14 protein-coding genes are annotated in these 12432 nt (G+C 65.6%); 7 read left to right on the plus strand and 7 right to left on the minus strand.

Annotated elements, in window-relative coordinates:
* Nucleotides 1-3: 3 nt before the first annotated feature.
* Entirely contained in the window at nucleotides 4-1188 is a 1185-nt protein-coding gene (locus GGR00_RS14330) for a TMEM43 family protein (RefSeq protein WP_184699785.1), read from the minus strand.
* Between the two features lie 407 nt (nucleotides 1189-1595).
* Between GGR00_RS14330 and GGR00_RS14335 the strand changes: the two genes are divergently transcribed.
* Together GGR00_RS14335 and GGR00_RS14340 are read left to right on the plus strand one after the other, a co-directional pair.
* A complete protein-coding gene (locus tag GGR00_RS14335; protein WP_055979420.1) occupies nucleotides 1596-2297 on the plus strand; it encodes a helix-turn-helix transcriptional regulator in 702 nt (233 codons plus the stop codon).
* Nucleotides 2294-3049: a helix-turn-helix transcriptional regulator gene (locus GGR00_RS14340; RefSeq protein WP_184699786.1), complete on the plus strand. Its 756-nt coding sequence runs from the start codon at nucleotides 2294-2296 to the stop codon at nucleotides 3047-3049. Before GGR00_RS14335 ends, GGR00_RS14340 begins: the two co-directional genes overlap by 4 nt.
* A 40-nt stretch (nucleotides 3050-3089) precedes the next feature.
* Here GGR00_RS14340 and GGR00_RS14345 read toward each other — a convergent pair whose 3' ends face one another.
* Genes GGR00_RS14345 through motA form a run of 6 tightly spaced genes read right to left on the minus strand, consistent with a single transcriptional unit; the run spans nucleotide 3090 to nucleotide 7949 of the window.
* Nucleotides 3090-3530 carry a hypothetical protein gene (locus GGR00_RS14345; RefSeq protein ID WP_055979425.1) on the minus strand — a complete coding sequence of 147 codons (441 nt, stop codon included), beginning with the start codon at nucleotides 3528-3530 and terminating at the stop codon, nucleotides 3090-3092.
* Entirely contained in the window at nucleotides 3527-4606 is a 1080-nt protein-coding gene (gene flhB, locus GGR00_RS14350; protein ID WP_055979428.1) for a flagellar biosynthesis protein FlhB, read from the minus strand. Before flhB ends, GGR00_RS14345 begins: the two co-directional genes overlap by 4 nt.
* Nucleotides 4607-4629: 23 nt before the next feature.
* Nucleotides 4630-5640, minus strand: a complete 1011-nt coding sequence (locus GGR00_RS14355) for a flagellar motor switch protein FliG (protein WP_055979433.1) — start codon at nucleotides 5638-5640, stop codon at nucleotides 4630-4632.
* 43 nt (nucleotides 5641-5683) lie between these two features.
* Nucleotides 5684-6082, minus strand: coding sequence for a flagellar motor switch protein FliN (gene fliN / locus GGR00_RS14360; protein WP_055979435.1), 399 nt, complete (start codon nucleotides 6080-6082; stop codon nucleotides 5684-5686).
* 57 nt (nucleotides 6083-6139) lie between these two features.
* Nucleotides 6140-7069 carry a FliM/FliN family flagellar motor switch protein gene (locus GGR00_RS14365; RefSeq protein ID WP_184699787.1) on the minus strand — a complete coding sequence of 310 codons (930 nt, stop codon included), beginning with the start codon at nucleotides 7067-7069 and terminating at the stop codon, nucleotides 6140-6142.
* 4 nt (nucleotides 7070-7073) lie between these two features.
* Nucleotides 7074-7949, minus strand: a complete 876-nt coding sequence (gene motA / locus GGR00_RS14370) for a flagellar motor stator protein MotA (RefSeq protein WP_055980236.1) — start codon at nucleotides 7947-7949, stop codon at nucleotides 7074-7076.
* 152 nt (nucleotides 7950-8101) lie between these two features.
* Between motA and GGR00_RS14375 the strand changes: the two genes are divergently transcribed.
* The 5 genes from GGR00_RS14375 (at nucleotide 8102) to flgB (ending at nucleotide 12430) form a co-directional block, all read left to right on the plus strand.
* Nucleotides 8102-9223: a DUF1217 domain-containing protein gene (locus GGR00_RS14375; protein WP_184699788.1), complete on the plus strand. Its 1122-nt coding sequence runs from the start codon at nucleotides 8102-8104 to the stop codon at nucleotides 9221-9223.
* Nucleotides 9224-9230: 7 nt separating this feature from the next.
* Nucleotides 9231-9953 carry a flagellar basal-body rod protein FlgF gene (gene flgF / locus GGR00_RS14380; protein ID WP_055979444.1) on the plus strand — a complete coding sequence of 241 codons (723 nt, stop codon included), beginning with the start codon at nucleotides 9231-9233 and terminating at the stop codon, nucleotides 9951-9953.
* Nucleotides 9954-11354: a flagellar protein export ATPase FliI gene (gene fliI, locus GGR00_RS14385; protein WP_343065555.1), complete on the plus strand. Its 1401-nt coding sequence runs from the start codon at nucleotides 9954-9956 to the stop codon at nucleotides 11352-11354.
* Nucleotides 11338-11970 carry a hypothetical protein gene (locus GGR00_RS14390; RefSeq protein ID WP_055979451.1) on the plus strand — a complete coding sequence of 211 codons (633 nt, stop codon included), beginning with the start codon at nucleotides 11338-11340 and terminating at the stop codon, nucleotides 11968-11970. Before fliI ends, GGR00_RS14390 begins: the two co-directional genes overlap by 17 nt.
* Before the next feature lie 79 nt (nucleotides 11971-12049).
* Nucleotides 12050-12430 carry a flagellar basal body rod protein FlgB gene (gene flgB / locus GGR00_RS14395; RefSeq protein ID WP_055979454.1) on the plus strand — a complete coding sequence of 127 codons (381 nt, stop codon included), beginning with the start codon at nucleotides 12050-12052 and terminating at the stop codon, nucleotides 12428-12430.
* Nucleotides 12431-12432 lie beyond the last annotated feature (2 nt).

Raw genomic sequence — 12432 nt, forward strand, 5'->3', positions numbered from 1 at the left:
CGTTCAGGCCGTCGCGCCCGCCTGTGGCGGCGCGGCGGCCACCTTCCGGCGGCCGAGCCGGGTCAGCAGCAAGGCGACCAGCACTCCGGCCACTGCGATGCCGATGGCCAGCAGCGGCCGGTACCAGAACCACGCCACCGCGATCGTCGCCGATCCCAGCAGCAGCGCCAGCACGAAGGCGATCAGCCCCGTGCCCATGCGCACGATCGAGCCGACGAACGGGATGACGTCGGCCAGCACGCCGAGCGGCGCCAGCAGCAGCCCGAAGCCGAGCGCCAAAAGCAGCAGGCAGCCGGCGCGCACCAGCCAGGTGACGATCGTGTTGACGCTCACCGCCTCGGCGAACATCTTCTCCGCCGGCACCCTGCCGGTATCGACCATCAGCAACTCGTCGCCGGCCACCGTCTGGTAGGGCGAAAACCGGTCGCCGGTCTGGCGGCCGATGACGCTGATCTCGCCAAGCGGCACCAACTGGTAGCCGATGCGGTAGTCGCCGATCGCGGGCGAGGTCGGATTGGCGCCGATGAAGATGCGTCCATCGATAATGCTGACGCGCTCCGTACCGGAATAGGCGGCGGTGATGCCGGCAAGCTGGCTCGGCGTGATCGTCAGCGGGTCGGTGTCGCCGATACGGTCGAGCATCGGCTCGTCCAGCGTGAATGCGCCGAGCTTGCCTTCGCTGATCTGGAACGACCGCGAGCCGAGCTCCATCGACGGGTTCTGGTGGTTGGCCGGCTGCTTGAATTCCGCCGAGGCGATCGGCCGGTCCTGCCACTCCTTGGCATAGCTGTAGGTGGTGATCGTCTCTTCGCCGCCGCCGAGCTTCGTGTTCGTCTCGGACTTGGAGTTCTCGACCCACTGGAACATCTCGACGTTGCGCACCAAGCGCACGCCCTTGGCCTCGATCGCGAAATCCGGGTCGCCGACACCCTCCGACGAGGTCAGCGGCCCAGTCGTGTGAACCAGTTCGCCTTCGTTGACCGCATCGATCTTGTCGACCGGCACCGACACCACGGCCCCGGCACCCTCGGCCAGCGAACGCGCCGTGGTCACCGCCCTGCCCTCGTTCCAGAACAGCACCACAACCATCGCGACGACAAGGAGCATGCCGACCAGCACGCCGCCGACCGCGCGCTTGATCCGCCCGAACCAGGACACGTTGGTCACTTCACGAAACTGGTCGCTCATTGCATTCCCCTGCCGCAGTGGACGCAGCGTTAAGCCGAATGCTCCGGCCGATCAATGACGATTTTCGACCGCACTTCCCCAGCGTTTGCCGGGTCTTCGGTCGCGCCCTGAGTCTGTCGAAGGACTCTGAATTAACTTTTTGTCAATTCTGTTTGCCGAGCGATTCGCGAGGGGTTAAATTGAACCCGAATCAGCCGGTCCACGGGGGGCGCGGCGAACCACCAACTCTCTGAAACGCCGGGATTTTTCTCGGTTGAGAGCGCGTCAGGTTTCGCGCGACCCGCACGGATTCGGCCGATGGATGCCTCTGGCATCTGCGTGGCGTTTTTCGTCTCAAGTGAAGCGTTTTCGAACCGGATCGGGCAGCCGCCTTTTCCGGCCTCCAATGGATTCCGGCCAAATTCCGCATGACCGCCCTCGCAGCCCGCAACGAACAGACGACCGTCGCAGCAAGGCTCGCATCGCGCAGCGATCTCACGGCCTTTTTCATGAACCTGACCGACGAGATCGGCGCCGACGGCTACATGCTCGTCGCCATCGCCCAGGACCAGGATCGCGACAATCTCCAGATCATCGCCTCCAACTGGATCTACGACGCCATCCAGATCGCCGGCCATGCCCTGATCGCCGGCCTCGCCCAAGGGCCCTTCGCCAGCGCGCCCGGCGTGCGTCCGCAAAGCCTGATCGCCGCCCAGGCCCCCGCCGTCCTCGGCGGAGAGGAAGCGCGCCTGCTCGACGTGCTCGGCCACGCCGAGATCTTCGCGCTCAGGCTGCATGTCGGCCGCCAGCGCCTGTTCGTGCTGTTCTCCGCCGCCGAGGCCGGCCGCATCGATCCCGACGCGATGCCGCGTACCCAGCTCGAATGCTGCTATGCGCTGTCGCAGGCGCCGGCCATCCTGGCCGCGGCGTCGATGCAGGACCCGCTCTCCGACCGCGAGCGCGAGTGCCTGTTCTGGGTGTCCGAGGGCAAGACCACCGACGAGGTCGCGCTGATCCTTGGCGTCTCGTCCAACACGGTCAACAGCTACATCACCCATGCGATCCAGAAACTGTCGGCCAGCAACCGCGCCATGGCGATTGCGACCGCGATCAGGAGCGGCATCATTTGAGCTACGCCCAATCGAGACAGCCTGGCCGCGCATCCGACCTCGGGCAGGACGTTTCGTCCGCCGCCCCTCCGACCGGCCAGCATGCCGTCACCCTTGCCGACGCCGCCAGGCGCTGCCGCTGGATATCGATCGATCTCGGCGCGCGCGACTTCGCGCTCTGCCTTGCCGGCTCGTCCGCCGACAGCAACCGGCTGACGCCCGTCTTCGATTCCGAACATCCCGGCACCATATCCGCCGCCCGGTTGCTCGGCGGCGGCATCGGCGAACATCTGATGCGCCACATCAGGCAGTCGACGGCACCCTGCTGGTGGGCCGACGATGCCGGCGCCGAGGCTGCCTTTTCGCAGCTCGCCTGGACGAGCCGGATCGAGCCCCAGGCGCATGGCGGCCGTGGCATCGCCTTCCCCGTCTATACCGACGGCGGCCAGGCGGGACTGCTGGTCTTCGCCGGTCCCGATCTGGCACCCAGCCCGTATTCGCTGCACGACCTGCACGGCCGCTGCTTTGCGCTGTTCGGCGCGGTTGCCGGCCTCGCCCCCGGCCGGTCATCCGACATGCCGGCGATGTCGCGCCGCGAGATCGAGTGCCTGAAACTCACCTCGCGCGGCTACACCAGCGAAGAGATCGCCAAGCTGCTCAAGCTGTCGGTCCACACCGCCAACCAGTACCTCACCCAGACCACCCAGAAGCTCAACGCCGTCAACCGCATGCATGCGGTTGCCAAGGCCCTGCGCATGGGCCTGATCGACTAGGCTTGCTTGCGCTTCCAGTCAGCCCGGTTTTGCCCGGCCCCTAGGCCGCCTCGGCCCGCGGTTCCGTCCGCCGGATCATCGCATGCTGGATGGCGGCAGCGAGATATTCGGTGTTCTTCTCGGGCTCCAGGTCGGGCTTTTCGAACGACACGTAGTGTACCTCGACCGAGGCGTTGGTGGCCGTCATCGACAGCTGGAAATAGACCACCGCGCCTTCCGGCCGGAGTTCGAGGTCGAGCACGATGCGTGGCGCACCGGTCCAGCTGACATGCGCCTCGCCGCCGAGCCCGAGCCGCAATGCGCCCGGCATGAAATAGAGCTCCGCTGCGGAATCGACCAGGTCGGCCACGTTGCCGAAATGCTCCATCCGGATGAAGGCGATGTAGTCGGCAATGTCGATGAGGCGCAATTCGCGCACCACCGGCTGGATGGCGGTTGCAACAAGGACTTCGCGGGACAAAGCATGCGACTGGTTTTTCATGGCTGATTGCGCTGGGCCCTGTTTCCGTAAACGATCCGCACCAACTCGGCGACGGCCTGGTAGAACTGAGGTGGAATGACACTATCCACCGAAACTTGCTTGTACATGGAGCGTGCGAGCGCCACGTCCTCGAACACCGGGATGCCGTTCTGCTCGGCGATCTCGCGGATCTTCAGCGCCACCAGGTCCTGGCCCTTGGCGAGCACCACCGGGGCCGCGTTCTCGTTGCGCACATAGCGCAGCGCGATGGCAAAGTGGGTCGGGTTGGCGATGACCAGCGTCGCCTTCGGCACCGCCGTCATCATGCGCTGGCGGGCGCGGTCGCGGGCGATCGAGCGCAGGCGCGCCTTGACGATCGGATCGCCTTCCGACTGCTTCATCTCGTCCTTGACCTCCTGCTTGGTCATGCGCTGCTCCTGGAACCAGTGGAAGCGCGACCAGACGAAGTCGGCGACGCCGATGGCGCCCATGACGAAGACGATTGCCACCAGGATGTCGACGGCGACGCCGCGGATGACGCTGCCAAAGGCCACCGGATTGGTGATCATGCCGGCCAGAAGCACGCGTATGTCGTCCGACAGCACGAAGATCAGAACGATGATCGCGAAACCGAGCTTGGCCAGCGACTTCAGGAATTCGACGAAGCCCTGCACGCCGAACATGCGCTTCCAGCCCTGGGTCAGCGAGATGCGCGACGCCTGCGGCCGGACCCGTTCGCCGATGAACTGCGGCACGTTCTGCACCAGCGATGCCCCGACACCAGCCACCACCAGCATCAGGAACAGGCTGGCGATTGCCCGGCCGATCTCGACCGTCACCGCCTGGTACAGCTCGACGACATCGCGCTCGGTGCCGAGCGGCCAGGCTTCGGGCTTTTCCAGGAAGTTCGACAAAAAGACGCCGAGCTCGGCCACCGAATTGCTGGCGAAGAACACGGTGTAGACGAGGATCGCCAGGAACGAGGTGAAGATCGCCACTTCCTTGGAGACGGGCAGCTTGCCCTTCTCCATCGTGTCGCGGATCTTCTTCTCCGTCGGTTCTTCTGTTTTGGAGTCCTTGTCCTCTCCGTCCGCCATCGCTCAGGAACCCTGGCGCGGTATCAGGCGGCGTTCTGCGCCGACGGCAATTCGAGGAGACCCTCGTTCGCCATGCGCAAAGCGGTGGAGGCAATGGTCTTGCGGGCGCGCAGGATCTCCGCCGGCTGGACGCCTTCCGAGCCCTGGCTGAGTTCGGATTCGATCATGCGCCGCGTGCGTGCGCCGATCGACGACAGCACCGCTTCGGCAAGCGGCAGCGCCGTGCCGCGCAAGGCAAGGGTGATCAGTTCGCTCGACAGCCCGTCAAACAGCGCCACGCGCGCCTTCTGCGACATGACGGGCACGTCGTCGAAGGAGAACAGCCGGGCGCGGATGGCGTCGAGATCGGCCATGCCGACCTCGCGCAGGTCGTTCATGACTTCCTCGAGCTGCGACTTGTCGAGTTCGTTGAGCACGCTGGCGACGCGCGTCTGTCCGACGGACGTATCCTTCTGGGCGCTTTCGGCCAGCACGCGGGTGCGGATCTGGTCCTCCACCAGCTTGGTCGCGGCCTGGGGCACGCTCGCCAGTTCCATCATCCGCTTGATGATCTCGCTGCGCTGCGGCTTGTCCAGCGTCAGCACCACGCTTGCGGCATAGGTCGGCGCGAGATTGGACAGGATCATCGCCGCGGTCTGCGGATGTTCGTTGGAGAGGAAGGTGCCGATCTGCGCCGGCTCCAGCTTTTCGAGCTGCGGCCAGACCGGGGGCGTCGTGTCCTTCTTGGCCGCGGGCTCGTCCTTGCCCATCAGCGCGTTCATTTCTTCCGGCGACAGCGACTCGTTGAGGATCGTGTCCATCTTGTCGGCCGAATCGAGCAGGCCGGCACCTTCGGTGAACTCGGCCTCGAATTCGGCGACGATCCGTTCGAGATCGGCCTGCGGAATGGTGCGCAGCAGCCGCGCGCCCTCGATCAGCGCCTTGAGTTCGTCCTGCTTGAAGAACTTCAGCAACCGGCTCGCCGACGGCTTGCCCATCGCCACCAGAATGGCCGCCGCCTTCTGCGGCCGCGTCAGCGTCGCCAGCAATGTCATGCGGAGGCCTTTCTTGAAGCAGGGGAAAGCACAGGCTGGCTCCTCAGGCGCTCTTGGTTGCCGCGACGATCTCGGTCAGCCGGATGCCGAAGCGCGACGGATCGCTTTCGAGCACGGTGATCTCGCCGCGCGCGATGCGGCGGCCGTTGACCACGACATCGACCGGTTCGCCGATGCGGCGGTCGAGCGCAACCGTCGAGCCCTTCTGCAGCGTCATCAGGTCGGACACCGGCATCTCGGTGCTGCCGAGCACGATCTGCACCTCGACCGGAATGTCGAAGATCACGCTGTTGCCGGCGGCAGCGGCGGGAGCGGCAGCGCTCGGGCGCTTCTCTTCCTCGCTCAGCACGCCGCGCAGTTCCTCGATGGCGCGGTTCAGCTGGTCGTCCTCGACTTCGACTTCGGGCTTTTCGACCTCGGGCTTGGGCTGCGCCTTGCTCATCGGTGTTCTCCAGTTCTGTCGTTCACGGTGCCGGGCGCTGGGTGGCAGCGCATCGGCTCAACCCGCCACGATCCCTTCAATTGTTTCTTCGGTTGCGTCGAACGGACGCCTGATGCGGACGGTGTAGTTCTGGCCGAGCTTGCCGAATTCGCAGGCAAACAATGTCTTTCCGCGCGCCGAGATCACGGCATTGGACTGGGTGTTTTCGGCGAGTTCGATGACCTGCCCCAGCTCGAGCACGGAGAGGTCGCCGAGGGTCATGCGTCCGAGCGGCATCGACGCCTCGAGCCGGACGGTCGAGCGCATCAGCTCGTCGGAGAAGCGCGAGCTCCATTCGGTCGCCGGCGCAGCCTCCGCTTCGCTCTTGTCGCGGCGATCCTCGACCAGTACGCGTTGCGGCAGCGTCAGGGTCAGCGTCCCGCGCGACACCGCCGTCGAGACCGACAGCACGACGCGCGCCGAGGGTCCGTCGCGAAACACGTGCTTCTTCATCACCGTGCTGGTCATCGCATCCGGCACCGGCAGCTTGACGCCAAGGCCGCCATTGGCGCCCTGCGCGTTCATCGCGCGCGCCACGTCCTGGATCAGCAGCGACACGACGCCGAGTTCGATCGACGAAAGCTCGCGCTCGATGGCCGCGACCTCGCGGTCCGGATCGCCGCCGAACATGACGTTGACGAGGATCGCGATCGCCTGCGGATCGAACGTCATCACCAGGCCGTCGGGCGAGGTCCGGGTCGCCGCCACGCACATGGCCTGGTTGTTCTTGCCGGCCTTGGCGTCGGCCATGCGGCCGAGCTTGACCTCCGCGACTTCGACGAAGATCGGCGAAGGCAGCACTTCGTTGACGGCAGCGGCGATCGCGGTCGCCGAACGTTCCGCCAGGCGGCGGGCGGCGGCATGCACCTTGGCCGGCTCGCCGGTGTCGCCCAGCAGGCGCTCGATGACGAGGTCGCGCGGTTCCGCCGGGCTTGCGGTGGTATTCATCGTCTCAGGCGGCCTTCTTTTCGAGGTTGCCCGTGTTCAGCGTGCTCTGCTCCACCGCGTCGATCGACGGGCGGTCGTAGGACGAGATCGTCTTGCGGCCGAACTCGATGGCCACCTGCGGCAGCGAGCCGTTCATGTAGGCCAGCAGCGTCTGCTTCACCACGACATAGAGGCGGTTCTTCTTCTCGCGCACCGTCTTGATCTTGGTGGCGATGGGACCGACCACCGCGTAGGACAGGAAGATGCCGAGGAAGGTGCCGACCAGGGCCGCGCCGATCAGGCCGCCGAGGATTTCCGGCGACTGGTCGAGCGCACCCATGGCCTTGACCACGCCCAGCACCGCCGCAACGATGCCCAGCGCCGGCAGGCCGTCGCCGACGGCCACCAGCGCGTGGTAGGACTTGAGCTTGTCCGAGCGGATGGTCTGGATTTCTTCGTCCATCAGCGCCTCGATTTCATGCGAGCGCGCATTGCCGATGATGATGATGCGGCAGTAGTCGCAGATGAAATGCGTCAGGTCGTAGTTCTTCAGCACCGACGGAAACGCCTGGAAGATCGCCGACTCGTCGGGATTGTCGATATGCGCCTCGACCTCGGAGCGCGTCTTGGTGCGCAGCTCGCGCATCAGCGAGTGCAGTACGCCCAGCGTCTCGAGATAGTCCTGCTCTTTCGGCACCGCCTGCTTGAGCGCCTCGACCATCGCCTTGCCGGTGTCCTTGACGGTCGCCATCGGGTTGGCGACCAGGAACGTGCCGAGCGCGGCACCGCCGATGATGACGAGTTCCCACGGCTGCATCAGGACGTTGAGGTGGCCGCCCATCGCCATGAAGCCGCCAAGCACGCAGCCCAGCGTCACGACGAGTCCGATCAGAATGCCCACAAGCCGGTCCTTCCGCATTCAAAGCACTATCAGGCACAGATAGCGGCCGTGCCTTGTGTGAGGCTTGAAAGACGATGCAGAAAACGATTCAGCCTCGCGCAAGCATTTGGGCGTAGCCTTCCCAGTCTATCCTGCGGCGGAAGGGCGTTGTCGTGCTCAATACCTATACAAGCTACCAGCTGATTGCGAGGGACATCGGCAAGGCGCTCGAGCGCGTCGAGAAGCAGCCCATCATCGAGCGCGAGACCGAATATTACCTCAAGAACATCACCAAGGTGAAAACCATTGATGAGTTCGTCAAGAACGACCGCCTGTTCAAATATGCCATGAAGGCCCACGGCCTGCAGGACATGGCCTATGCCAAGGCGTTCATGGTCAAGGCGCTCAAGGAAGGCGTCGCCGACAAGGACAGCTTCGCCAACAAGCTGACCGACAAGCGCTACGCCGAATTCGTCAAGAGCTTCAATTTCGCCGAGCTGGGCGAGCGCACCACCGTCTTCAACAAGGCCCAGCAGGGCGCCGTCGACAAATACCTGCTGCGGGTCGGGATGGACGGCGGCAACACCCAGTCGGAAGCCGTCCAGAAGGAAGTGAAGTATTACCTCGACAACATCGTCAAGGTGACGTCGGCCAAGGACCTGATGGCCGACGCCAGGCTCTACGCATTCGCGATGAAATCCTTCGGCATCGAAGCCTCCATCCCCAACAAGGAGATGATGGAGAAGGTCCTTGCCGGCGGCGTCCGCGATCCGAAAAGCTTCGCCAACGAGATGGCGGACAAGCGCTACGCCGCTTTCGCCACCGCCTTCAACTTCGAGGCCTATGGCGCCGACGCCACCACCATCAACCCGTCCCAGCAACCGTCCACCGACAAGTTCCTGCGCCAGACGCTGGAAGAAGACGCCGGCAAGGACAATGAAGGCGTCCGGCTGGCGCTCTATTTCGAGCGTAAGGCATCCTCCATCGGCAGCTTCTACGACGTGCTCGCCGACCCCGCGCTGGCCAAGGTCGTGCGCACCGCGCTCGGCCTGCCTGAAGCCTTTGCGTCGGCCGACATCGACCGCCAGGTCAAGCTGTTCGAGGAGAAGCTGAAGATCTCGGATTTCTCCAACCCCAAGAAGCTCGGCGATTTCCTCAAGCGCTTCACCAGCCTCTGGGAGATCAACAACCCGTCGTCGCCGGTGCAGGCTTCGGTCGGCATCCTGTTCGGCATGCCGCCAGCCTATGGCGTGTCGACCGACCTGATGTTCGCCATGCAGAAGCTGAGGTTCTGAGGTCACCATGCAGAACAGTCTCTACGTCGCCCTCTCCGCCCAGGTCGCGCAGGAAAAGCGCCTCAACACCATCGCCGACAACGTCGCCAATGCCTCGACCGTCGGCTTTCGCGCCACCGGCGTGAAGTTCGAGGACGTCGTCTCCGGCCTCGGCTCCAAATCGGTGTCCTTTGCCTCGGCGGGCGACACCTACCTTTCGACCCAGCATGGCGGCATGCGCGAGACCGGCAACCCGTTCGATTTTGCCATTCGCGGCGACGCCTGGTTCGGCATCGACACGCCGGCCGGCACCGTCATGACCCGCGACGGCCGCTTCACCATGACCCAGGACGGCCAGTTGGTCACCGTCGAGGGTTACCCGGTACTCGATGCCGGCGGCGCACCGATGCAGCTCGATCCGCGTGCCGGCCCGCCCACGGCCGGCGCCGACGGCTCGCTGCGCCAGGACGGCCGCCTGATCGGCGCCATCGGCCTGTTCGAATTCAACCCCGGCGCCAATTTCGTCCGCTACGGCAATTCCGGCGTCGTGCCGCCATCGACACCCGAGCCGGTGGTCGACCGCATGGAAGCCGGCATGGTCCAGGGGTTCGTCGAGGAGTCCAACGTCAATCCGATCAAGGAGATGACCAAGCTCATCATGGTGCAGCGCGCCTTCGAAAACACCGCCGCCCTGATCCGCCAGACCGACGCCTCGTTCTCCGACGCCATCAAGACGCTCGGTTCGAAATAAGTGAGCACGTCCCTGACCGCCATACGCACCGAGCCCGCGCTCGTGCACGACAACCGTCTGGAAGCGCTGGAGCGCATCAAGCACCGCTTCGCCGACGACCGCCTGCTGGTCAGGCGCGGCGGCAAAGTGACGGAAATCGCACCCACCCACTACAAGGTCGGCGGCCTGTCCTCCAGCGCGCGCCTCGGCGACATCGTCGAGCATCGCGGCAAGGACCGCAACCGCCGCGGCGAGATCGTCCAGATCGGCCGCGACGAGGTGCTAGTCGCGCCCTATGAAAGCAGCGGCGAGGTCGGCGTCGGCGACGCCGTCTTCACCCGCGGGCCGATCGCCATCACCCCGCATGGCAGCTGGCGCGGCCGCGCCATCGACGCGCTCGGCCGCCCCATCGACAGCGGCGCGCCGCTGGTCCGCAGCGCCAGGCAGGGCACCGTCGAAGCCCTGCCGCCGGCAGCCCTCGCCCGCCAGCGCGTCGACACTGGCTTCATGACCGGCGTCCGCGTCATCGACATCTTCACCCCGCTCTGCTTCGGCCAGCGCATGGGCATCTTCGCCGGCTCCGGCGTCGGCAAGTCGACGCTGCTTGCCATGCTCGCCGGTGCCGACGCCTTCGACACCGTCGTCGTCGCGCTGATCGGCGAGCGCGGCCGCGAGGTGCGTGAATTCCTCGAAGACACCATCGGCGTCGCCTCGATGGCCAAGACCGTCGCCGTCGTCGCCACCAGCGACGAGAGCGCGATGATGCGCCGCCGCGCCCCCGACACCGCCATGCGCGTCGCCGAGCATTTCCGCGACCAGGGCGACCGCGTGCTGTTGGTGCTCGATTCGATCACCCGTTTCGCCCATGCCCTGCGCGAGGTGGCGATCGGCGCCGGCGAGCCGCCGGTCGCGCGCGGCTACCCGGCTTCCGTCTTCACCGACCTGCCCAAGCTGCTCGAACGCGCCGGTCCCGGCATGGAAGGCAAGGGCTCGATCACGGCGATCATCTCCGTCCTCGTCGACGGCGACGACCACAACGATCCGGTCGCCGATTCCGTCCGCGGCATCCTCGACGGCCACATCGTGCTCGACCGCTCGATCGCCGAGCAGGGCCGCTATCCCCCGGTCAACCCGCTGTCGTCCATCTCGCGCCTCGCCGGCAAGGCCTGGACGCCGGAGCAGCGCCAGCTCGTCGGCAAGCTCAAGGCCATGATCTCGCGCTTCGAGGACACGCGCGACATTCGCCTGCTCGGCGCCTATCAGGCCGGTGCCGACCCCGAACTCGACCTGGCCGTGCGCCAGGTTCCGGTGATCTACGAAGCGCTGGCGCAATCGCCTGCCGACGGGCCTTCGCCTGACCCGTTCTCCGACCTCGCCAGCTATCTGAGAGCCAAGGAAAGACCCCATGTTCAGGCGGAATGACCCAGCGCGCGAGCTTCTGGACATCATCGAGGCGAAGGATGACAAGCCGCGCTCGCTGTTCCAGCGCCTGCGGCCGGCCCCGAAGAGCAGGCCGCTGGCCGCCAGGCGCAACAAGCGCGACCACAGCGGCGACTTCGTGGTCGCCTGCCTCGGCATCACGCTCGGTCTCACCTGCGCGTTGTTCCCCTGGTACATCTTCTTTAACCAGGAGAAGTTCGGCATCCGCGCCATGAAGTTCTCGGGCGGCGGCCAGAACGAGCAGCCGATCCCGCTCGCCTTGGGCCAGCAGCCCGAGCGCGTCGGCGCGCCGATGTCGGTCGAGGACATCCCGGCGATGAAGCTCGACCTCTTCGCCACCGGTTCGCTGCGCCGCGGCAAGGACGACGAGGCCGGCGTCCCCGGTGCGGTCGAACAGCCGTTCCCCGGGCCCAAGATCGACTTCACCCTTGTCCACGTCGCCAATGGCCGCGCCATGATCCAGGACAATGCCGGCCTCTGGGTCGTGCAGCAAGGTTCGGTCCTGCCGGATTCGAGCAAGGTCGCCTCGATCGAGCAGCGCAACGGCAAGTGGGTCCTGGTCACCTCGCGCGAAGAGGTTCTCCAGGTCGCGCGCTGACGCCGGTACGCTTGCCGTACCGCGCAAGGCCCGCGCAAGACTGACCCAATAGTGTCTGGAAATCTGCTCGGAGATTTCCATGGACCCCGTCAATCTGTTCGATCTGGCCGCCCAGCAGGCACGCTGGCTCTCGGTGCGCCAGAACGCCATCGCCGGCAACGTCGCCAACGCCAACACGCCAGGCTACCGGACCAACGAAATCGAGCCGTTCGAGCGCGTGCTCGACCGTTCCCGCGTCGCCATGACGTCGACCCAGGCGGGCCACCTCACCGGCGGCGCCACCGAAGCCGGCTTTGCGGTGAAGCCCGAAGAGCCCAGGCACGCGGTCCTGCCCTCCGACAACACTGTCGCTATGGAAGATGAATTGATGAAGGCCGGCGAGGTCCGCCGCTCCTTCGAGCTCAACACGGCCATCGTCAAGGCGTTCCACCGCATGATCATGCTGAGCAGCAAGGGCTGATG

Origin of the sequence: Aminobacter aganoensis, from assembly GCF_014206975.1 — a bacterium.
Lineage (GTDB): Bacteria > Pseudomonadota > Alphaproteobacteria > Rhizobiales > Rhizobiaceae > Aminobacter > Aminobacter aganoensis.